Source organism: Moorena producens 3L (assembly GCF_000211815.1).
GTDB classification, from domain to species: Bacteria; Cyanobacteriota; Cyanobacteriia; order Cyanobacteriales; family Coleofasciculaceae; genus Moorena; species Moorena producens.
The window spans coordinates 216,278-238,708 of record NZ_GL890973.1 but is presented as its reverse complement, the minus strand read 5'-3'; the positions used below and the strand labels follow the sequence as shown (position 1 = coordinate 238,708).

Below are 22,431 nucleotides of genomic sequence, written 5' to 3'. Positions count from 1 at the left end.
TAGCACTGCGCGCTGTTATATTTACAGATCCTGTCAGGCTGCATCGACTACCTTGTCAAGATTAAAATCATACTTAGGCAACTCTTTCCTAATGGCCGTCTTCTCTTTGTGCCACCAATGCTTGATGGGGTTGAAGTCAGGGGAATAGGTGGGCAAGAACAGTAATTCACACCCAGCTTTTTCGATCAGTTCCCTAATGTAAAAAACCTACCCCTGTGAGTGCCCCATCTCCTCATCTGGATCTGTAGTCCTAGTTTGAAGAATTGGTATTACTTTAGTTGGGGAAGAGTTCAAGGTTTCTGAGCAGATACAACTAGGGCTGACATAGGCAGAAGCAGTCGATTATTTTGCCTATAGCTTGCAGTGTTCTGGTGAATTGCTGCCCGTATATTGTCAAGGGATTTACTAGTTTGAGCGCGCAGTATACCACCTGTTCTGGCGGTGCCTTTATAAAAAGCATCAAAAAGTTCATCGGCACTGGTAAGTTCCCAGACTAGGGGAATTTCCTGTACAGAAGGATTTTGAAATCCTAAATTTTGCAAACACTTGAAGCAATAATCTGGTTCACTAAATAGAAAAAATGGCGGCCCTTCTGGAAGAGTAACCTCTGAATTTTTATAGGTCTCAATCGCCTTATTCATAATCTTCAACGCTATCGATTTTTCTGGCTTACTCCACACAGTAAAGCCAAACTTGGCCTGGCTACGAATTACCCGAAATGCTTCACCCAGTGCCTTTTCTGGTTCAGCCAAATGCAAAATTCCAAAGTTCATTACGGCTGCTTGATATCGAGATTCGGCAAAGGGTAATGATTCGGCTTCCCCCTGAAAAAATTCGATCTGGGGATTCAGTTGCCGTGCTTTGGCAACCATAGCGTCTGATAAATCTACCCCCGTCACCTTACATCCTCGCTTCTGGGCCTGGGCAGCCACATAACCAGGACCAGTGGCAATATCAAGTAATTCCATATCCATTGCCGCATTTACACTATCGAGCAGAGTGTCGATAGTTTGGCTAGTCAGAGACGAAAAAGAGGAATGGTATTGGTCTACTGACTGTTGCCATCCACAATATTCAAATTGTCTAAATTCCTTGGGATTATTGGTGGGTATTGTCATCTTTCGGTAATCTTTTTGGTAGCTGTTAGGTAAGCATTCAGCCGTCAGCCGTGAGCTATAGCAGAAGTCATTTGTCAGAAGTCATTTGTCAGAAGTTAAACTCAAGCCAAACTGTAGTTTGAGACTTTTGTCATGTCCTAATTACCCTGGCGACTGCTATAAGAGCTCACGCTACTTGAGGTGCCGTCAGCAGACTTAACTCATATTAAATGAATGGTTACCTGTTTTATTCAAAAGCTTTTCCCGTAGCGTGGCACAGGCTACTTGAGGTGCTATCAGCTATCAGCCAAAAGCCTGTGGCTACGCTACGGCAACAGTTTATGCCCATAGCGCAAGCTACACCGAACAGCTTTTGAATAAAATAAGCTGACGGCTGATAGCTGACGCCTGAATGCTTACATGGCGTTGAGCCAAAATTAGCCTTAATGACGAGTGTAAGAACGCTCGAAATGGGTTTTAACTTGATGGGCAACTGTTGCTATAACAACGGCTGAGCCAGACCCTAAACTAGCTATTAGTTCAGTCCCAGAACCATCCGTAACTATTGCCAAAGCCGCCAATGCGATCGCTACTCCCACAAAAGTCGTTTTTAACCGGTTGGTTACCTGATAGGCTCGATTGCAGGAACCACAGATTTGAGTATGTCGCCTTAATCGGTCTAGGGGAGCTGGTTGCTGATTATCCTCTCGTTCTTTCTGGGATAGCTTCCTGGTGGAATAGCCTTGATAAAAAGGTAAAGACGTTCCGAACTTATCGAGCCACTTGCGATACTCAATCAACAACATATCCGATGTTTTGAGTTGTAAATACAGTGAGTTTAGGCTTGTTCCCAACCGCTCCACTTCTGCCTGCTGTCCCACCACAAGTGGTAAATCTTCTTCTAAGAATTTGTCTCGGTACCAGTGTTCCATCCAACGAGGCTGTAGCTTCAGTTTCCAGGTAGAGTGATTATTATAATTCCTGATAATAATACGGCATTTGCCTTTACCTAGAGGAAGGGAATAAAGTGCTGCTCCACCGATACGAACTGATTTTTCCCCACTTGAGCTTCTGTAGGTCACTAAATTGGGAGCAACGAAATCAAGGTTTACCCATGGGCTATTCTTTTGCCTGGTTTTTCGGTACCTGCCTCGAATCCCAAAAGTAGAACTTTCCAGGACTTCCATTTCTAAGGGTTGAGCGTATTTTCGACTACTTAGGGTGCCCTCGTGACTGATGTAGAGGTGAGAGGGATCGAGGGCATTTTCTATAAAATAGGTTTGGTCGTAGGGGAGGTCTATCATATAGTCTGAGCTGGCAACTGTAGGATTGTCCAAATCCGCTACAGTTGGGATTCCCTCTTGATCAGCAGCTTCAGGTTTCCCCATCCATACCCAGACAATACCTTGCCGTTCCACAACCGTAAAGGATTGCACACAGGCTTTGGCTGGAATCTTGGCATCTTCTGGTAACTGGGGAATGTGTAAACATTGACCATCTCGACCAAATTGCCAGCCGTGATATAAGCACTCAATTTTACCATCAATGATTTGTCCCTCTGAGAGTTTAGCGGCGCGGTGAGGGCAGCGGTTTGTTAAACAGGCTAGCTTACCATCTTGGTTTCTGAACAAGACCAAAGGCTCGTCGTACAGGGAAAAGCTGTAAGGACGGTCTGTGGGCAGGTCTTGCACAAAGGTAACAGGATACCAGCACTGCTGCCAGTTGAACTCTTGCTGTGTTTCAGCTATAGGAGCGGTGCCAGTTTTTTGTACTGCTTCTGGTGTTTTGGTATCAACTCTCATAGATAACTTCCTCTATGAAACAACTGACCATCAAAGATGGCGAATCTGGAGCTTTTTCGGCACTGACGCCAGCAATACTAAACCTTTAATGTCAATCTTAGTACTAAGGCTTGCTAGACATTGCCCACCCTATTTTTAGACAATCACGCATTCCTGTGTAATCAAATCAGCTGTGCGGGTATCATCCGTGAAGTTAGCAATCCCTCTCTTGATCCGATCGGTGCTGTATCTCCAACTAAGGATAAGAGTGCTATCGTGGCCAGGCTCAAGGGTTTCTGGCACGTTTATGGAAATTCCGTCGGGAAAATCAAAGATTAATCGACCGTCCTTCGGCCAATGGACAGGGTAATCTGGCAGGGGAATTTCATCAAATGTGCCTGATCGTAATACCAGGGTATCTATCGCCTTAATGCTCGGATAATCCCGATTACTTACCTCTGGTCTCTGATTAGACCAGGGAAATGGGACAACGTCAAGTTTCACTTCCCGGAACAAGGAAATCCTGGAGAGTACACATGGATTGCCTGATTCCTTGGAGCGATCGGGGAAATAGCTAATTACCACACTGATACGACGGTTCCCTTCCAACAGGTAAATCTCGGTCAAGTTGACCTGGTCTTTCCTAAAAGGTCTACTCAATATACCAGAGGATTTAGATGAAAACATCGTCGTTGAACTCAGATCGATGGGGTGAGAGATACCTGGACCGCATTTTTCAATAATCCACGTATTTTCTTGGACTTTCGAGGGATCGTCTTGGTTAAGAAAACACACATAATGCTCAATTTGAGATGCATCTGCTAGAGGAGTAAATCTTCTTGTGGAATCAAGGACTTCATCAAGACTTCCGTTACCCTTATATCGAGAAAGAATTCCTTTCCAGGTGAATCCATGATCCTTAATAAAACGATACCATTGTCGGAATAATTTTTCCTCTGACTGGTCAGTTGACTGCTTGTCCTGAATCTGATCACGATCATTCATGGTTCTTTAGTCCCTCTAGTCTGACTTAACCTACTCTAAGTTAACAAAGAAAGCGATTGGCCGTAGGCCACGCTACGCGATCGCTATACTCGCACCTATATACTCGCACCTACAGGATGGCATAGCTCTCGCGATCACCAAGTCAACTCCCTGATGCGATCGCGTAGGGGTTCAATGCTCGCGCATCGCATACCCCAGATTCATAAAACAAATGCGTTCGCGTAGCGGCTCAATGCTCGCGCATCGCATTTTTTTTCAACCCCTTTCTTTCTATTAAATAGATAGCAGTTATCAATCGGGTGAGTTACCCAGCCCTTGGGATTTTAGGGAGTAGGGAGTAGAGAGCAGGGTAAGCCCAGAAAAAATTGAGCCAAAATGTGATAAAAGGCAAGTATTATGACCATAGTAATCTTTGATTATCAGCACTATTGTACTTTTTTTCAATAGTTTTTTTCAATATTGTTAGTAATAATTACTCCTTACGGCGGTTTGCATAACTATCAGGTACACATTGTTTCTCCTCTTCCCACTTCCGACTTCCCACTTCCGAACGCGCCCCGCGTGGCCCACGGCCTCAGTCCCTGCTCCCTGCTCCGAAGTCCCTACAAACCCAAAACGAAAGTACCTAACTGAAGTGCAAACCGCTGTATTAATTTTGGCTCTCCTACAATGGGTGTGGTAAATGAGTAGTTTAAATGAGCGATTACCCCTTCAATAGCAAGGGATTCAATGAACTAAAAATGCCATTTTAATAAAAATGCATTTTTAAATTACTCAAAAGCTTACTTAGTAAGGTTTACGGCGATTATTTTATACTAATTTATCATAGCCACTCTAGGAGAGCCTTAATTTTTGCCCTTACCCTGGGCAGCACACTAACCCCTATTTACGCTGCCACAGCCAACTAATACCGCCCATAGCTACTGCCAATACCCCAAACAGGGAACTTGGTTCCGGAACAGTTTTCACCTCAGCAATCACAGTGACATTAGGATCTAATTTTGCCCCTGTATCGAATACAAACTCAAAAGCGTTGGCATCATCTAGAAGATTAGCGCGCAAGAACAAAGCACTCCAACGGGCAATGGTTTCAATCGCTTCATCCTGAGCTAGAGTGGGATTGCTAAAATCGGGTCGCGCACCAGGGGGTTAGTGGACAGTTACAATAAGTATCACAATATCTAGTAAAGTCTATGGAAAAGTCATAGACTTTAGTCATGGCATTAGTACCTCTCCGTAAGGCGGTCGAACTTACGGGACTCTCTCAAACCACTCTAAGGAAGTACGCAGACAATGGCACGATCAGATGCTAACGAACCCCCAGCGGATACAGGATGTTTTGTACAGTTAGCCTTGCCACTTTGGGGAAACGACAACCCCCAAAACCAGCTACCATCTGTTATTGCCGGGTCAGTAGCTCCAAGCAAAAAGATGACCTCGTCAGGCAAGTCGCGTACATGCACTCGCTCTTCCCGGAAGCAGAAATCATCAAAGACATCGGCTCAGGACTTAACTACAAAAGGAAAGGACTTAGAGCCATATTGGAACGACTTATGCAGGGATGTCAGCTCACGATTGTTGTTACCTGTAGAGACCGGCTCACCAGATTCGGTTTTGAACTGTTTGAGTACTTGGTCGGATACAACGGTGGAAAAATCTTGGTTCTCGACCAACCTAAAAGTTGTCCAGAATCAGAACTTACCGCAGATCTTCTCTCCATCATTCACGTCTTCTCTTGCCGAGTCCACGGACTCCGAAAGTACGGGACAAAAATCAAAGAAGATCAGGATATTCCTAAGTGCTGATCAGAGATCGATTGTCCGAAAGTGGTTTGGAGTGTCTCGTTACGTCTTCAACAAGACCGTCAAGATACTTCAGAATAGTAAAGTAAAAGCTAATTGGAAAGCCATTAAAACTGGCATATTAAATAACCTTCCCGAGTGGTGTAAGGAAGTACCTTATCAAATTAAATCGATAGCGATAAAGGATGCTTGCACCGCTGTTAGGGAGGCCAAGAAAAAATACCAAAAGACTGGAAAAAGTAATCGGGTTAGGTTTCGCTCTAGGAAAAACCCAATTCAGTCTTGCTACATCCCCAAATCAGCAGTCTCAGTCAAAGGCATTTATCACACTAAACTGGGAGGATTAACTTTTGCTGAGACTTTGCCTGAGAACAGGGGAGATTGTAGATTGACTAGTAATAATGGGGACTACTACTTAACAGTCCCCCATCAGACTACTCAAATAAAAGCCGAAAACCAAGGTAGGGTAGTCGCGATAGACCCCGGAGTTAGAACCTTCCTGACATTTAAGAGTGAAAATTCTACAGGCAAGATTGGTCACGGTGACTTTTCTCGGATTCAAAGGCTTTGCGCTCATCTTGATAACTTAATCTCAAAAATAAGTAAGGCCAAGAGGAATCAAAAACGACGAATGAGAAAAGCTGCCAGGCGGATTGTTCTCAGAATTCAAAACCTAATAAATGAACTCCATCATAAAGCTGCTAGATTCTTGGTAGATAAATTTGATGTGATATTACTTCCGACCTTTGAGACATCTGAAATGTCAAAAAAAGGAAAAAGGAAAATCAGATCAAAGACAGTCCGAAACCTACTCACTTTATCCCACTTCAGATTCAAGGAGTTTTTAAAACACAAAGCTTCCGAAACTGGGAAAACAGTAGTAGATGTCTGTGAAGCCTATACCTCCAAGACTGTGAGCTGGACAGGAGAAATGGTAAACATCGGCGGCAGTAAGACCATTAGGTCAAAGATTGATGGCCGGTCTATGGATTGACCTTTGGTCACGCTTCGCGAACGGGACATCAATGGCGCTCGCGGGATATTCCTGAGGGCTTTGGTAGATACACCCTGGCTGCGAGAGCAGCTTGCATTGGTGAACTAAAGTCTGCGCTAGTAGACTTTAGTAGCCAAAAAGTATCGGTTTTGTAAAAAGCATCCGTCAGCACCTCGGTGCCTTGGGCATCAAGCAACCACACTGATATCAGATTTGGGTTGATCGCTATTGACTTATCTGCCAACAGGTCTGCTAACCTATGTCTTTAAAGCAGATTAGGATTTTTTACCATTGTGAGTGCAAAGGGTCTGCCTCAAACCACTGCCTACGTCAGAATTACGCGGCACTGCTGGCAACAGGGCAAGATTGAAGGGGAAGTTCAAGCCGCAGACTATGAATGGCAGTTTCAGTGGCATTTTCGGGTAAGTCAGCTGTTAGTCACCCCCTCTCTCGGACGTGCCTTGATTCAGGAACCCCTGGGGCGATTTTTAGAACAGTGCGATTACCAGCTCGAACCAGGGGGAAACTATGCTTTTACGATTCGAGCCGAACTATAGCATTTATCAATTCCGTGAGGTACAAAGTTCATGGTTTTAGGGAGTAGGGAGTAGTGAATCGGGAATCGGGAGTAGGGAATCGGGAGTAGGGAACTTATGTACCTCATAACTATGAGAAACGCTATATTCTCAGAAGGGATAAGAGAGGGAAGTCAGGAAAGTCAGGAAAGTCAGGGATGTGGGTAAGTTGATCACAGGCTTGAGCATCCTGTCAATAGCTCATGCCCAAGGGAAGACGACGATATCCCTTCTAGCTTTTGCCTTTGATTATATAGCGCTCGATTAACAAAATTGCCACAATATCATCAATGGGTCGAGGAGGTTGGCGCATTCCTTGGGGGATGAGGCGTTGGAACCCTTTGGGAGGATACATTTGCCAGTAGCGTGGGCGAGCTTCTAAACTACTGTAGCGCTCATCTACCAGGACAATGGGTACTGATGCTGGTAATTCTTCCTTGATTTTCTGTTTCCATCTCTTGGCAGTAGTTTGGTCTCCCATGACAATGGTTTCAATGGGGAATTGTTGACACAGTTGCTGGAATTTTGCGATCGCATTTCCTGAAGCCACTACCTCATGGGTTAGCAGCTGACCGTCTTTCTCCATTACTGCTACACCACATTTATCTCGTCCTGGATCGAAGCCTAAAATCATCTCAAGTCACGGGTTATATAAATCTTTGTCAAAATTGCTAATCTGGCAACACAACTAGTACTGTCCACTAACCCTACCCTACAAGTAGAGTGATTGCCTAAATCCTGATTGGTATAAATCATGGGCGAAACGAACCTTGAGACAACACCATTACACCAGATGAACCCAGAGAGTCGATTTTCTGAGTTGGTGGCAGATTATGCCAAATACCGACCCAGTTACCCAGCTGTAGCTATCGACAAGATTCTGGAAGGACTTGAGAACAGAGGGCAACTGGTAGCTGCGGATATTGGTGCAGGAACAGGAATTTCCTCTCGGCTACTAGCGATGGCGGGGAGTGCGAGTTATTGCCATCGAACCCAATACTCAGATGAGACAAGCTGCTACGACCCATCGATTGGTTGAAATCCGGGATGGAACTGCTCAACAGACCAACTTACCTGATGCATCTATTGACTTAGTGGCTTGCTTTCAATCCTTCCATTGGTTTGACCCAGAGCCAACTTTGCTAGAGTTTCGCCGTATCCTGAAGCCTACTGGACAATTAGCTGTGGTCTGGAATGACCGCAACCGCCAAGATGATTTTACCAAAAAAATTGGGTTTAAAGCCCCGTCCTTATAGGAGACGAAACCTTAGATAGTGGAGCCTTATTACAAAAGACCGTTACCTTTTACGCATAACCTGCCGACTATAAAGGCTCCACTATCTTACGGTAACTTCAACGGACGGCTTTTTTTAGATCTGCCTTGACAGTTTTCATCTAGCATGTTAGGATGATTAGACACATAATTAAAAAATAACTTGGTACTTTAGATAAACATAATCTTAAAATAAGTAGACAATGTAAAAAACCTGTTTTGAGATAATCATGTTGCATAATCAAATCTAGGGATTTGGACGTCTATGAAAATTAAGATTAAAAAACATTGTTTGTCTAAATTTATTAAATAATTTAGGTACGGTGGGGCACACCGAAACCTAGGTCATAGACTAAATACGCTTGGGTCGAGGCGACCTCTATTTTTCCTGGCTCCGGCTTGGTTAAACAAGTCACCCCGTTGTTCGCGCAGCGTGGCCATAGGCCAAGCAAGAATCCCCGTCCTTCCAGGGCGGGGAGTGTCAACCAAGGCTATAGTCATCTAGTGCAAATCGCCTCCAATCATCATCCCGCCGAGTCCCGCATGTGTTCGGTAGACCCCTTGCTCGCTAGTCGATTGTTTCCTCATGTCTATTCCTACACTTTTTCTTATCAGCAAGCGCTAGACAAAGATGGTCTGATTGGTCGTGCTATGAGCGTCTCCTATATCCCACGAGAAGGATTAGCGCACCAGAAACTTATCTCTGATTTGCAGGAATTGTACAACAGCTGGTGTGATCACAAAGGTTTAGTTTACTTGACATATCGTACCAAGGTTTACTTAGCTCAACCTGAGTGCTGAGTCCAGATAAATAATTGTCGCTATAGCATTTTTAATTGTGTCCTACTACTTAGTTAGTCTAGTTTAGTTCGTCCAATTTCAAATCATCAATATACAGCAGGAAGAAGCCTATAAAGATTGTCATTAGTGATCGCCAAAAAGGTTGAATAGGTATGTCCCAAAACAACCCCCATATCCCACACCAGGAAATTATGATTGCGATCAGAGTATACATAGTTGATAAGTTGGGATATTTGGTTTTGAAGTGGTAGAAGAGCTTTTCCCTCGAATTCATTTCCTCGAAATCTTTTTCTATAAGAGTTTTTTTCATAACTACCAGCTCTTGCAATGATAGGTCATCTATCCATATCATGAGCAGACCAAGCATTAACAAAGCAAAGTGACGCATAACCACTTTTAGGGCAAAATCAGGGGCAGGCTCCTCAAGCAAATTGGTTCCTTGTGCCCATGAATCCGAGATCAGGACAACACCACTCCAGATGGCTATGATACAAATTGTTACATATAGAGCTTGGATGTTAGGGTATTTAGTCTTGAGGGTATCGAAGAACCTCTCTCGCAGACTAGGGCGACTAGAGGGTTTTGGTTGGATATCTGAAATAGCTGATTGGATCGGTTTTTTAGGGTTCATATTAAGTCTAGAACTCAACTAAACCGATTTATTTTAAAACTTCATTTTAATACACTTGTGGATTCACACAATGGGGTAATCGCTTACCCAAAAGTCCAGCAATAAGATTATTCACGGCCATCGTAGCCATTTGCGATCGCGTTTGGTACGTTGCACTGCCAATGTGAGGAGTAATGATCAGATTATCCAAGCTCAACAAAGGACTATCCATGGGAATGGGCTCTGGTTTAGTTACGTCCAGAGCAGCCCCAGCGATTTGACCATTGCTTAGAGCTTGGTACAATGCTTCTGGATCTACGATTGCTCCTCGTGCGGTGTTGATCACGATCGCTGAGGATTTCATCAGCTCAAACTGGGGAGTACTAAATAGATGGTAGGTTTCTTCAGACAGAGCAGTGTGAATGGTAATAAAGTCTGATTGCCTTAGCAACACGTCGAATTCAGCATACTTTACACCAAGGGATTGTTCTAATTCTGAGTCCCGTCGATGCCGACTGTAATAAAGAATTTCCATATCAAACCCTCGCCCACGACGAGCAACAGCTTGACCAATGCGTCCAAAGCCAACAATTCCTAAAGTAGCACCGCTGATGTTTGGTCCTAACAATAAAGTAGGTTCCCAAGTCTGCCAATCACCAGCACGTACAAATTTATCTGCTTCAATCACTCGCCGTGCTGTTGCCATTAGTAACATCCAGGCTAAGTCAGCTGTAGCCTCAGTCAGCACACCAGGAGTATGACCAATGGGGATACCCCGGATGGTGGCAGCAGAGATATCAATGTTGTCGTAACCTACTGCTAATTGGCTGATTACCTTGAGGGATGGTGCAGCTTCCAGGATTTGCTTGTCAATGGAATCTGTCAGTAGGCACAGTAAGCCATCGATTTCTTTAACTTTGTTGAGCAATACGTCGTAGGGAGGCGGTTGACGCTCTGGCCAGATTTCCACATTGGCGATTTGGTGGAGTTGTTCGAGTCTGGTATCAGGAAGGCGGCGAGTTATGAAGACTTTGGGTTGAGACATGGGGTGGGTCAGTGCTGAGTAGTTTAGTACTTAGTATTGAGTAGTTTAGTGTAGAAAGGCAAATATAAAGGTATTGTAGTGGGTGATACTCTAGCATAGTGATTCCCTTTAGTTAGACCTGGCTGATTGCATTTTCGCCTCGAACAGGCTGCTTATTATTTAGATGTGGTAGGGCTGTCTGGGTTTGCTAAGTCCTATCCAAAAGAATTATCTGGGGGCATGAAACAACGGGTTGCGATCGCAAGAGCGCTAGCCTGTCATCCTAAAATCCTGCTGATGGATGAACCCTTTGGCGCACTGGATGTAGAAACTAAGGAAACCATGCAACAGTTTCTACTCCAGATTTGGCAGCGAACGGGTTGCACTATATTAATGATTACCCATGATGTAGAAGAGGCTAATTATCCTGACATGATATTAACGGTTGACAGCGATGCAGCGCGGTCTTGGGGAGGCAGCGCGGTCTTGGGGAGGCAGCGCCGCCAAAGGGGGTTCCCCCCACTCGCTATTGCCGTGGTCTCCCCCACTCGCTATTGCCGTGGTTTCCCCCACTCGCTATTGCATCAAGACAGTGAACTATCAACCGTTAAGGGTCAATCGGTCAATCGTCAACGAAAAAAGACATCAACTAATACAAAACAAACCTAACTGCAAATGCGATCGCAAACACTAACCCCTCATTATTGAAAGTATGAAATGTGTGTGAATCGTAGGCCATGACTATCTAATGGGGTGCATCTTTCCTTAAACTTTGACTTAAGCTTTGACTTAAGCTTTTCTGATTAATTATCAGAACTAAACCCATCAATGGCCTCAATCAACCTATCAATTTCATCCGGCTGGGTGAAGTAGTGAACACAGGCACGGACACAGTCTGGGTCTCGGAGAGTTCGTAGCAAAAAGCCTTGCTGCTCCAGAAACTCTACTAAGGTGTTATGGCGCTTGCCATTAGTCAACACAAAGGACACCAGACCAGCTTTGGGAGGTAAAGTAGCCAAACAGCTGACTGCTTCTAATTTCGATAAGCCTTGCCATAGGTATTCACTCAATTGACAAATTTGGTGATAACGTTCCTCAGCAGTTCCCCATTGCTGATGAATTGCGATCGCACTACGTAATCCTCCATACAGGGGATAAGCCGAGGTAGCCACTTCAAATCTCTGTCCATCTGGTTGCCAATCCACAGGTTTCCCAGCTTTATCCAGAATAATCCCCCGCCAACCAATAAATGTAGGATTGAGGCTGCCCAAGGCATCTGGACTCACATAGAGACCTCCCACTCCTGCTGGGCCACACCACCACTTGTGACCGGTAAAGGCATAGAAATCTGCCCCCAGTTCGGTTAAGTTTAACGGCAAAGAACCTACTGACTGAGCTGCATCCACTAGAACCCTCACCAATTGGCTACTCTGATCGTAGTTGTGACACACATGAGTAATATCCTTGACTGGCAATACTTGACCGGTATTCCAAAGTAGATCACTCAATACCACCAATCGGGTCTGAGGTCGTAAGTATTGCTCAATAGTTTTAGTGGGGTCTCCCTGATTTAGAGTTGCCATAATTGGACAAGTAGATACCTCTACCTGATACCGACGGGAAATTTCCTGGGCAGTAGCGATAATGCTTTGGTGTTCACAATCACTCATCAGGATGTGATCACCCGGTTGCCAATCAATCCCCCACATCGCAATATTGCAGCCAACGGTAACATTTTCGGTTAGGGTGATGGTGTCTGCTGATGTCCCCAACTCTGATGCGATCGCACTTCTAGTTTTGTGGGATTCCTCGGTAACCCAGTCATTGACTTTACCAGAGAATGGGCCATAGCGCTGCAGATACTCATAGGCTTGTTGGATAGCATTTAGAGATGCCAGAGGCAGAGTCCCTTGGCCCCCAAAATTGAAATAGGCTTTGTGGGCTAATGCCGGAAATTGCTGTCGGTGGATTTCCCGTGGAGTTGCTGTAGGAGATATACCAGTCATGAGCATTTTAGTCATTCCCGTGGTATTTTATCTTATTAGCCCCGTGGACAAGCTAAAATTTTTTGGATATATTGAACTAAGACATATGTCTTAATTTAAACAGCGCAAATTTAGTGCATTTCTACAGCTCTGCTTGAGCTTGTCAAGTGCATATGTATAAAATTTAAGCAATTCCTCAGTTGACGGTAGCTAACACTAATCCGTTGGTCTTGGGGTTATTTTATTATGTATGCTCCAGTCAACTGACTCTACTACTGTCTTTGGATTAAGTCCATAGCAGTAAGCTAGAACCGGTCTAATTAGCCGTATTAATTATAAAAGTTTTATAAAAGTTTTATAAAAGTTTTATAAAACTTTTATTTTTTACTAGGTCAATGAAAATCAAACTTGACTAAACTTGAAAAGTTTATTGAATTGAACGTTTTTTGTTGAGTTGACCCTATTGGACAGTCAACAGTCAATAGTAAACCAATAGTCAACAGTCAACAAGTTCATGATTAGATTATAGTGTTAAACACCAATTAATTGAACTATGAGTAAAGTTTTGATTGTTGAAGATAACCTGGCTCAGTTAGAGTTAATGGCTAGATACCTACGGGAAAGTGGTAACACAGTTATTTGTATTGCCGATGCTAAAGATGCTTTGGATAAGGCAGTAACGGAAAAACCTGATGTTATAGTTCTAGATATAGTTATGCCAGGAATGAGTGGCTTTGAGTTGTGCCGCAGCCTGAAGAACCATCGGGATACCACTAGCATTCCCATTGTTATTTGTTCTTCTAAAAATCAGGACATCGACCGTCTATGGGGTATGAAACAAGGGGCTGATGCCTATCTCACCAAACCTTTTTCTAAACAGCAGCTAGTGGACATTGTTAAGTTGGCTGTGGTTTGAGTCATCAGTTGATTCACATCATTTGATTCATAGGAGTCATAACACTAATTAGCCCCTAATAATTTATCTCTTAAAAGAGATAAAAGTAATAGATAAAAATCGATTTAATTTAAATTAATTTATTTCTGTTATTATTATTGCGATTATTTTTTTTTTGTGGCTAGCGATATTACAGGCAACACAGTACTGTCATAAAAATTATAGCATTTATCATCAAATAGGTGAAGTCCACAAGTTTTGGATTTTAGGGAACAGGGAACTTCGGATCAGGGCACAGGGTAAAAATAGGTGTCTGTACCTCATTAATATGAGCTCCGCTATAAAAAAAATAAAATTTATTCTATTTTATTGAAATCACAAAAAATTCAAATAAAAAAAATAATAAGATACTTATAATTTTTTTTATTTTTTTTTAATTAAACTAGTTGGATAGTTACTTAATAATGACAGGTAGACAATTGCGCCCCGTAATCAAGCCAACGACTACCCTCAGAATTTCTTATTCTCAACAAAGCAAAAAATCACGCCTACAATGGTTTTATAACTTACCAGTTAGGAGTAAGCAAATTGTTAGTTTGTTTTCCTCCGAAGTAATCTCTGTGGCTGCACTAATGGGTGTAGGAGCAATATTAATTATATTCGGAGGAAGAGCACAATTACGTGGACAAGCTCAGTCAGAATTGGCTGTCACAGAAATCAACTACAACATTAAAATCAACCAAATGGGGTTTGGTTTCCGTGGTCAATCGGAAAATACTGCTATTATTGAAGCTGCTCTTGCCCATAGTAGAAATCAGTTATTGTCCAAGTCATTAAAGGGACAAGTTAAGCAGATTCTCCAGAATGAAGTTAAGGCTCGCCAGATTGAATATGCCACTCTGGTGGACAAAGATTTACGAATTATTGTTAATGCTAATGCTGACCGGAAAGAAGAAAGGTTTGATCCCAATAACCTGGTTAGTCAAGTCCTCAAGCAGTCTCAGCAAATTACAGCCAATCAAATTGTAAGCTGGGAAGAATTAAAAAAAGAATCACCCCCTTTGCCTGAGGGGTTGATCAAGCAAGATGCCCTAAAGCAAGGTGCCCTAATTCGTTACACGGTCACACCAGTAAAAGACCGAAAAACTGACGAGGTGATTGGTGCTTTGGTTTCTGGGGATATTGTTAATGGCAAGGAACCGATTGTCAAGGAAACCCTGAAAACCTTTAACGGAGGCTACAGTGCTGTTTATTTGCGTCAGCCTTCGGGAGAATTTGCTTTAGTAACAGCCTTAGACCAAGGTAAAGCTGCCAATTTGGAGCAAGCCCAATCTGATCTTCCCTTACCTAACCAATCCCTACTTGAGAAAGCTGTTAATGTTGGTAAAGTGGGCGAGTTAGTTACCGACCGTCAGAAGGTAGGAGAGCAAACCTACACCATGGCAGCAAAAGCTCTAATGGATTCTCAGGGAGAACCGGTGGCAGTATTAGTCCGGGGGACTAGCGAATCTGACCTGAATGATTTTCTTACAGGTAGCCTACTGGTACAAGGGTCGATTGGGTTCTTGGCATTAGCAATAGATGTATTTTTGGCAATTCTGCTGGGGCGGTCTATTGCTGAACCGATTAAAAGGCTACACCAGACTACCCATAAATTTGCAGCAGGCGATCGCCAAACCCGTGCTGAGGTAATAGCTACTGATGAACTTGGTCAACTGGCAGATACCTTCAATAAACTTGCTGACAACATCGTATCTAAGGAAGAAGCTCTCGCTCAACAGGCTTTTCTGCAGCAAGCCATAGCGGAGCGCTCCCAGTTATTGGCTGAGTTTACCAGCCTTATTTATAAATCTGTGACATCAGAAAATATCCTCAGTACCTCAGTAGATGGAGTTCGCAGCATCTTGCAAACCGACCGGGTGGTGATCTATAGATTCAATGAAGGGTGGGATAGTGGAACAATCATGGCGGAATCCGTAGCACCTGGTTGGATTCAAGCCATGGGGAAATTTATCAATGACCCATTGCGGCCAGGGTCTGTGGATCGGTTCAGAAGCGGGCGAGTTTGGGTTTGCCATAACGTTTATGAAGCTAGCTTAACGGGCTGCCACTGTGAGATTCTCGAACGGCTACAGGTCAAAGCCAACATAGTTGCGCCCATTTTGCATGAGGAGGAACTGGTAGGTTTATTATGTGCTCACCAGTGTTCTGAGCCACGGGACTGGCAGCCAGAAGAGGCGGATTTATTAAAGCAATTGGCGATTCAGATTGGCTTTGCCCTCAACCAAGCTGATCTGTTTGAACAGTTACAACAAGCACGAGTAGACGCGGACTTAGCGCTAAAGAAAGCAGCATCAACCTCTGACCAAATCGAACAAGCACGCCGGGCGGCGGAGTTAAATGCTATTGAACAACGTCAGCAAAAAGAAGCACTCCAGCACCAAGTACTGGAACTTTTGTATAATGTGGAAAATGCTGCCAAGGGAGACCTCACAGTCCGGGCGGAAGTGGGTGAGGGGGAAATTGGTACAGTGGCGGACTTCTTCAATGCCCTGATTGAAAGTTTGCGGCAAATTGTGATCCAGGTCAAACTTGCCTCGACCCAAGTTAATACTGCTGTTGCTGCTGATGAACAGGCAGTGGGTGAATTAGCCCAGCAAGCCATCGAGCAGTCAGATAAGGTTACCAACACTCTAAGCTCTATTGAGCAGATGATGTACTCGATTGAAGCCGTCTCAAAAAATGCCCGCCAAGCAGCAGACGTTTCTCACATCGCCTCAAACGCTGCCCTTACTAGTGGGCAAGCCATGGATAGCACAGTTAAGACTATTGTAAATTTGCGAGAGACTGTAGTCAACACAGCAAAAAAAGTAAAGCTGCTAGGGGAATCTTCTCAGGAGATTGCTAAAGTAGTGGGGTTGGTACAGGAAATAGCCGTACAGACTAATTTACTGTCAGTCAATGCTGGGATTGAAGCGAGCCGTGCGGGAGAAGAGGGAGAAGGGTTTCGAGTGATTGCGGAACAAGTGGGTAGACTAGCAACCCAGTCAGCCAATGCCATCAAAGACATTGAACAGGTGATTGACACCATTCAGCAGGAAACCCAAGAGGTGGTCAAAGCCATGGAAGACGGAAAAAAACAAGTGGTTGATGGAACCCAAATGGTTTTCAAGGCTAAACAGAGCCTAGAAGAAATTGTTGCCGTCTCCCATGAGATTGACCAGTTAGTCCAATCTATTTCTAACGCCACAGTTTCCCAAGCCAAAACATCTCGGGACGTTACTGACTTAATACAGGAAATTGCTGCCACCTCCCGACAAACCTCTCATTCTTCTGGGGAAGTCTCTCAATCCCTACGAACAACTGTAGAGGTTGCCCAGAAGTTGCAGATGTCCGTTGGTCAATTTAAGATTGGTGACGAATAGCTGAGGAGCTGAGGAGGTGGGAAGCAATCTTTTACATTTCCCCTTTTGCCTACAAGCCTTTTGCCATTAGAGGTGCTTTTCGAGAGTATTCCCCAAGGTAGTTTTGGGGACTGCACCCACCACCATATCTACTCGTTGACCTCCCTTGAAAATCATCAACGTTGGTATGCTGCGGATACCATAATCACCTGCCACCTTAGGATTTTCGTCGGTGTTCAGCTTAACGACTTTCACCTGACCCTCGTACTGGTCTGCTATCTCATCTACAACCGGAGACACCATCCGACAGGGACCGCACCAAGGTGCCCAAAAATCTACCAATACTGGGATGTCGCTCTCAAGTACCTCTTTCTGAAAGCTGGAGTCTGTAACTGGGGCGGCTTTTGACATGCCTGGAAATCCTTGCGAATACTTTTGCTACGTACCTACGAAATTCTACCATAGTCACAACACCGATTAAATATCTTGGGCAAAAGTTGACACTCCCATGGGGCGGGAACAGCAGGTGACGCGGTTAGAAGTTACAGGTTGAAGGTTACAGGTTGAAGGTTACAGGTTGAAGGTTACAGGTTGAAGGTTACAGGTTGAAGGTTACAGGTTACAGGTTACAGGTTACAGGTTATTAGGTTACAGGTTATTAGGTTACAGGTTATTAGGTTACAGGTTATTAGGTTACAGGTTATTAGGTTACAGGTTATTAGGTTACAGGTTACAGGTGGCAGTTTGAAGGTTACAGGTTATCTTCTCAACTTTCAACCTTCAACCAGCTAACCTTGGGCTATTGGCCACGCTACGCGAACAACCTTCAACCAGCTAACCTTGGGCTATTGGCCACGCTACGCGAACAACCTTCAACCAGCTAACCTTGGCCTATTGGCCACGCTACGCGAACAACCTACCCTACAAGGGACGCCAAAGGCGAACAACCTTCAAAATGAGCCAAATAAGGAACCGCCCGAACTAGGTCCGGGCGGAGTGTGGTGTGAGGAGTGAACGGAAACATTTGTCTCCGCTTTTTCCATTGTATGTCACCGTTGATTTTTTTTCAGCAATTTCCAAGCCAGATACATTTAACCCAGCATTTCCGCCGCATCTGCAGAAGCCTTGTATAGCACATCATTAACTGATGGGGAGGTATCTCTCAAAGCTTTTGGGATTTTCCCAAAAGCGCTTGCCCAGAATCTGGGCATATTTGACATTTACTACAAAACAGATTTGATTAGCTGTCTGATGCTTCAATGTCATAGATTTATTTAATGATACCAGGTTTTCCGGCACTTTCTGAAAAAATCCTACCAGTCGAAAAATTTTGACGATAGGCGGTGAGCGTGATAAGTATATCTACTCATTGCTTGAACTATTGTGCTTGAACTATTGTGCTTGAACTATTGTGCTTGAACTATTGTGCTTGAACTATTGTGCTTGAACTATTGACAACAGTTGTTAGTGAACTTTAGAAAGCTGTAGAAAAGCTGATATATCTAATACCATAATATTTGGTAATTGTCAATGGTCAAGTTTCAATTTTAAATTGATGAACAACCAAGAATGATAAGTATTCAACTAGACACTATATTATTTACCCATACCCAACTGCTGAGCTTTCTGGTATACTTTTCCTTCTGTTAGCAGAGAGGGAGCAATCACTACTTCCACTTGTTGCATTTCCTTGAGGTTTTTTGCTCCGAGGGTTCCCATACTGGTTTTCAATGCTCCCAAAAGGTTGTGGGTGCCATCATCCATTTGGGCTGGTCCAGTCAGAATTTGCTCAAGTGTGCCAGTGCTGCCCACTTTAATTCGTGTCCCACGGGGTAGCACGCTGGAAGGGGTTGCCATCCCCCAATGAAATCCTTGTCCGGGAGCTTCTTTGGCACGGGCGAAAGGAGAACCAATCATCACCCCATCAGCACCACAAGCAATACACTTACAGATGTCACCTCCTGTAATTAAACCGCCATCAGCAATCACTTGCACATAGTTACCGGTTTCGAGATAGTAGTCGTCACGGGCAGCAGCGCAATCTGCAACTGCTGTTGCCTGAGGTACACCGACACCCAAGACACCCCGAGAGGTACAAGCAGCACCAGGACCAATACCCACCAAGACAGCAGTTGCCCCAACTTTCATCAAATTGAGGGCAACGTCGTAGGTCACGCAATTCCCCAAAATTACTGGCATGGGCATATCCTGACAAAACTGTGCCAAATCCAGGGGATTGATGGACTCTGGTGACAGGTGAGCTGTAGAAACGACTGTTGCTTGAACAAACATTAAATCAGCACCAGCCTCTGCCACTACCTGACTATATTTACTGGCTCCAGCAGGGGTCAGACTCACAGCTGCAATAGCACCTTGGTCTTTGATTTCCCGAATTCGCTGGGTAATCAATTCTGGCTTAATCGGTGAACTATAAAGTTCCTGCATCAGGGGAACAAACTCAGAATTTCCCACCGAGGCAATGCGGTCTAGAATGGGTGATGGGTCAGAATAACGGGTTTGAATCCCTTCTAAGTTGAGAACCCCCATTGCCCCAATTTGGGACAACTTGACTGCCATGGACACATCAATCACCCCATCCATAGCGCTGGCGATAATAGGAATTTCTCGTTCAATACCGCCAATACGCCAGCGAGTATCAGCCAAACTGGGGTCGAGTGTCCGCTGTCCGGGAACAAGTGCAATTTCATCGATGCCGTAGGCTCTGCGAGCTATCTTACCTCGCCCAATTTGAATATCCACGCTGTTTTTCTTCCGAGATTATTTTAGCTAGGTTATCAAATTGGAGCGAAGATTGCTCGAACTATACAAAGAAACTATGAATTGTGAAGCATGAAGTATCAATTATGAATTCTTAATACTTCAGGTGCGCGCCCGTTCGCGCACCTTGAGGTGGGATCCAAGGGCGATTTACTCGCCCATTGGAAAGCCCACCTATAGCGAATTTAATTCGCCAAGGTCAAGCGCACCTTAGCCTTTCCCTGATTTCGGTTTCTTGATGCTTGGCTGGGTAAGGTGGTTTTTTTCGGTAAGGTTTGAGGTTGCTGGTGGCCGTGATGGGATGATATCCGTGGTCGGGGTTTTCTTCTCCTTTGGTGTGATTGTGTTACTGGTGATTGTGCTACTGTTGTGAGTCATCATCTGGCGGATTTGACTAATCAACTCCCCTAGCTTGCCTTCCTCTAACAAACCATTAATCATTGATAAGCCACTGGTAGACAGTAGTAGTTTGTTGATGTCACCTACACTGCTAGCTCCGTTACCATTATTGCCATTGACACCGGGGAAGGAGTAAATCCGAGTATCTCCCAAAATTCCTGGCTGGGGAGCCAAGGCTTTGGCAATTTCTGGTAGTTGATTTGCCAACTCTGGCCATATGGTAGTGATGATTTTAGCAGTTAGCTGAGCATCGCTGATGGAATTTTCGGCTTCGATCAGGGATCGTTTACCTTCTGCCTCTGCCAAGGCTTTATCCCGATTTGCGTCTGCTAGGGTGCGGATCGACTCAGCTTCTAGTTCTGCTGCTTGTCTGGCTGCTTCAGCTTGACGAGACCGGCGGAATACATCGATTTCCACCACGTTTTGCTCACCAATCCGCCGTTGTTCGGCTTCTTGTTCAGCAGCAATCATAGAAAGGCGTTGTTGCCGTTCGGCCTCTTCTACTTCCTTAGCCGTGGCTACAGCGGCTTCAGCTTGAGCTCGTTCGGCTTCGGAATTGAAGCGATCGCGTTCTTTTTCAGAAATTGCGATCGCAGCGTCTTGTTGAGCAATTTTTGACTCTCGTTCTGCTTCTGCCAATTCTACCTGAGAATTAAGCAACGCAGCATCGACGGTTTTCTGACGAGTAACTTCAGCTACTTCTGCTTCCTGTTTTTGCAGGATTTGTGCCACCTTGAGGGCTTTATTCCGTTCTTCTAATTCAATATCTGCCTGAATTTTCTTAGCTTGGACTCCCAGCTGTTGTTGAATCTTTTCCTCTTCTAAGGTTTTCTGACGATTAATTTCTGCCAATTCAGCTTCTTGTTTTTGCAGGGTTTGTGCTACCTTAAGGGCTTTATTCCTTTCCTCTAGGGTGATATCGGCTTCAATTTGGCTTTGCTGCAAGGCCAGTAGTTTCCGAATTTCTTCCTCTTCTACAGACTTATTCTGTAAAATTTTAGTCCGCTGAATTGTGGCTGCTTCTGTGGCTTTAGCTTCTTCGATTTCCCGCTCACGCTGGGCTTTTAGGGCTTCAACCTCAAGCTTTTGACCCAGTTTCGCTTCTTCTTGTTCTTGGGCAATGCGTAGGGATTGCTTTTCAGCGTTGAGTTCTTTCTCTTCAATGGCAACTTTGGTATTTAGCTCAACTTCAGTTTTTTGCTGAATTGATTTTTGAATAGTTTCCGTGCGCAGACGTACTCCTTGGGCATCAAAGAAGTTATTCGTATCGTAGGTATCACTTTCTTCTATCTCAGAAATCGCGATATTATTGAGGGTTAATCCGACTTTTCTTAAGTCTTGCTGAATTAAATTCAACACTTCATCAGCAAATCCTAATTTATCGGAATCAATTTCTGCCAAATTCTTTTTCTTGGCTGCTGCTCTAATAGCATCATCCGCCCGTTTTTCGATAGCTTCTTTAATATCTTCGGGGGAAATTTTACCTTCACGAGATAGTCGTTGGGCAGCGGTAATCACATCGTCTTCATTGGCATTGATACAGACATAAAAGGTTACCCGCATATTAGCCCGCAGGTAATCTTGGGTCCGAACTGCTAGGTTACCGGTTCGCTCAACATCAATAGAAATTTCTCTGAGTGGGATACGGGTAAGTTCATGAAATCCTGGCAAAACCACACACCCGCCACTGAGAATAACCGTTTTCTTTTTGACAAAGACACCACCTGTCCGCAAAAATGCTTCGTTGTTGGGGGTGATGACATAAACTCTGGTGTAAGCCCAGATGCTTAATAGCAATAATACAATCAGACCTCCAATTACACCGGGGAAAAATAGAATTCCAGGAGGAAGCTGGGCTATAGATGACTGTACCGGAACAGTTTGCACTGTTGTTGTATTCATCGATGAGTTTGACATGGCTAAATCGATTTGCTGATAAATGGAGCTCTATATACTAATCAGGGAAAATCAGAAAATTTATGATAATCTTGACGAACTGATATACATC

Annotated in this window: 19 protein-coding genes and 3 pseudogenes; 9 read left to right on the top strand and 13 right to left on the bottom strand. The window is 44.2% G+C overall.

Going from position 1 to position 22,431, the window contains the following annotated elements; all coding sequences use genetic code 11:
• Positions 1-33 precede the first annotated feature (33 nt).
• The 5 genes and pseudogenes from LYNGBM3L_RS37635 to LYNGBM3L_RS32685 all read right to left on the bottom strand — a co-directional run.
• Positions 34-198: pseudogene (locus tag LYNGBM3L_RS37635) on the bottom strand (transposase); the annotation flags it as partial.
• A gap of 92 nt (positions 199-290) precedes the next feature.
• Complete coding sequence (locus LYNGBM3L_RS32700) at positions 291-1,118, bottom strand: class I SAM-dependent methyltransferase (protein WP_008191529.1); 828 nt, start codon at positions 1,116-1,118, stop codon at positions 291-293.
• A gap of 422 nt (positions 1,119-1,540) precedes the next feature.
• A complete protein-coding gene (locus tag LYNGBM3L_RS32695) occupies positions 1,541-2,899 on the bottom strand; it encodes an aromatic ring-hydroxylating dioxygenase subunit alpha (protein ID WP_008191526.1) in 1,359 nt (452 codons plus the stop codon).
• A gap of 135 nt (positions 2,900-3,034) precedes the next feature.
• Positions 3,035-3,883, bottom strand: a complete 849-nt coding sequence (locus LYNGBM3L_RS32690; RefSeq protein ID WP_008191524.1) for a DUF3598 family protein — start codon at positions 3,881-3,883, stop codon at positions 3,035-3,037.
• An 882-nt stretch (positions 3,884-4,765) separates the two neighbouring features.
• Positions 4,766-4,945, bottom strand: a complete 180-nt coding sequence (locus tag LYNGBM3L_RS32685; protein WP_008191520.1) for a PEP-CTERM sorting domain-containing protein — start codon at positions 4,943-4,945, stop codon at positions 4,766-4,768.
• 272 nt (positions 4,946-5,217) lie between these two features.
• On the opposite strand from LYNGBM3L_RS32685, the gene LYNGBM3L_RS32680 reads away from it, so the two are divergent.
• The 3 genes from LYNGBM3L_RS32680 (at position 5,218) to LYNGBM3L_RS32670 (ending at position 7,236) form a co-directional block, all read left to right on the top strand.
• Positions 5,218-5,688 (top strand): IS607 family transposase, encoded by a 471-nt coding sequence (locus tag LYNGBM3L_RS32680; protein WP_008191518.1) that lies wholly within the window; start codon positions 5,218-5,220, stop codon positions 5,686-5,688.
• A complete protein-coding gene (locus LYNGBM3L_RS32675; RefSeq protein WP_287264024.1) occupies positions 5,591-6,679 on the top strand; it encodes an RNA-guided endonuclease InsQ/TnpB family protein in 1,089 nt (362 codons plus the stop codon). The genes LYNGBM3L_RS32680 and LYNGBM3L_RS32675 overlap by 98 nt, the downstream gene beginning before the upstream one ends.
• 293 nt (positions 6,680-6,972) lie before the next feature.
• Positions 6,973-7,236 carry a DUF3146 family protein gene (locus LYNGBM3L_RS32670; RefSeq protein ID WP_008191512.1) on the top strand — a complete coding sequence of 88 codons (264 nt, stop codon included), beginning with the start codon at positions 6,973-6,975 and terminating at the stop codon, positions 7,234-7,236.
• Here the strand turns inward: LYNGBM3L_RS32670 and LYNGBM3L_RS44790 are convergent.
• Entirely contained in the window at positions 7,206-7,343 is a 138-nt protein-coding gene (locus tag LYNGBM3L_RS44790) for a hypothetical protein (protein ID WP_154659990.1), read from the bottom strand. The genes LYNGBM3L_RS32670 and LYNGBM3L_RS44790 overlap by 31 nt on opposite strands.
• A gap of 143 nt (positions 7,344-7,486) precedes the next feature.
• Entirely contained in the window at positions 7,487-7,888 is a 402-nt protein-coding gene (locus LYNGBM3L_RS32665; RefSeq protein WP_008191510.1) for a pre-16S rRNA-processing nuclease YqgF, read from the bottom strand.
• Between the two features lie 120 nt (positions 7,889-8,008).
• On the opposite strand from LYNGBM3L_RS32665, the pseudogene LYNGBM3L_RS50735 reads away from it, so the two are divergent.
• Together LYNGBM3L_RS50735 and LYNGBM3L_RS42370 are read left to right on the top strand one after the other, a co-directional pair.
• A pseudogene (locus LYNGBM3L_RS50735) lies at positions 8,009-8,477 on the top strand (class I SAM-dependent methyltransferase); the annotation flags it as partial.
• Between the two features lie 470 nt (positions 8,478-8,947).
• Positions 8,948-9,328, top strand: coding sequence for a hypothetical protein (locus LYNGBM3L_RS42370; RefSeq protein WP_131826845.1), 381 nt, complete (start codon positions 8,948-8,950; stop codon positions 9,326-9,328).
• 58 nt (positions 9,329-9,386) lie between these two features.
• On the opposite strand, the gene LYNGBM3L_RS32650 is transcribed toward LYNGBM3L_RS42370, so the two are convergent.
• Positions 9,387-9,959 (bottom strand): hypothetical protein, encoded by a 573-nt coding sequence (locus LYNGBM3L_RS32650; protein WP_008191502.1) that lies wholly within the window; start codon positions 9,957-9,959, stop codon positions 9,387-9,389.
• A gap of 46 nt (positions 9,960-10,005) precedes the next feature.
• Positions 10,006-10,983 (bottom strand): 2-hydroxyacid dehydrogenase, encoded by a 978-nt coding sequence (locus LYNGBM3L_RS32645; RefSeq protein ID WP_008191500.1) that lies wholly within the window; start codon positions 10,981-10,983, stop codon positions 10,006-10,008.
• Between the two features lie 135 nt (positions 10,984-11,118).
• On the opposite strand from LYNGBM3L_RS32645, the pseudogene LYNGBM3L_RS49650 reads away from it, so the two are divergent.
• Positions 11,119-11,382, top strand: a pseudogene (locus LYNGBM3L_RS49650) (ATP-binding cassette domain-containing protein); the annotation flags it as partial.
• A 383-nt stretch (positions 11,383-11,765) separates the two neighbouring features.
• Here the strand turns inward: LYNGBM3L_RS49650 and LYNGBM3L_RS32635 are convergent.
• Positions 11,766-12,968, bottom strand: coding sequence for an aminotransferase class V-fold PLP-dependent enzyme (locus LYNGBM3L_RS32635; RefSeq protein ID WP_008191495.1), 1,203 nt, complete (start codon positions 12,966-12,968; stop codon positions 11,766-11,768).
• A 532-nt stretch (positions 12,969-13,500) separates the two neighbouring features.
• Here LYNGBM3L_RS32635 and LYNGBM3L_RS32630 point away from each other — a divergent pair.
• Positions 13,501-13,863 (top strand): response regulator transcription factor, encoded by a 363-nt coding sequence (locus LYNGBM3L_RS32630; protein ID WP_008191493.1) that lies wholly within the window; start codon positions 13,501-13,503, stop codon positions 13,861-13,863.
• Between the two features lie 443 nt (positions 13,864-14,306).
• On the top strand, positions 14,307-17,267 hold the full coding sequence (locus LYNGBM3L_RS32625) for a methyl-accepting chemotaxis protein (RefSeq protein WP_008191491.1): 2,961 nt from the start codon (positions 14,307-14,309) through the stop codon (positions 17,265-17,267).
• A gap of 66 nt (positions 17,268-17,333) precedes the next feature.
• On the opposite strand, the gene trxA is transcribed toward LYNGBM3L_RS32625, so the two are convergent.
• The gene (gene trxA, locus LYNGBM3L_RS32620) at positions 17,334-17,657 is read right to left on the bottom strand and encodes a thioredoxin (RefSeq protein WP_008191489.1); all 324 of its coding nucleotides are present in this window, start codon (positions 17,655-17,657) and stop codon (positions 17,334-17,336) included.
• A 429-nt stretch (positions 17,658-18,086) separates the two neighbouring features.
• Here trxA and LYNGBM3L_RS44785 point away from each other — a divergent pair, with 429 nt between their 5' ends.
• A complete protein-coding gene (locus LYNGBM3L_RS44785) occupies positions 18,087-18,260 on the top strand; it encodes a hypothetical protein (RefSeq protein WP_154659989.1) in 174 nt (57 codons plus the stop codon).
• Between the two features lie 582 nt (positions 18,261-18,842).
• Here the strand turns inward: LYNGBM3L_RS44785 and LYNGBM3L_RS32615 are convergent.
• Both LYNGBM3L_RS32615 and LYNGBM3L_RS32610 read right to left on the bottom strand, forming a co-directional pair.
• Entirely contained in the window at positions 18,843-20,006 is a 1,164-nt protein-coding gene (locus LYNGBM3L_RS32615) for a GuaB3 family IMP dehydrogenase-related protein (protein ID WP_008191485.1), read from the bottom strand.
• Between the two features lie 228 nt (positions 20,007-20,234).
• The gene (locus LYNGBM3L_RS32610; protein ID WP_131826844.1) at positions 20,235-22,340 is read right to left on the bottom strand and encodes a flotillin family protein; all 2,106 of its coding nucleotides are present in this window, start codon (positions 22,338-22,340) and stop codon (positions 20,235-20,237) included.
• Positions 22,341-22,431 lie beyond the last annotated feature (91 nt).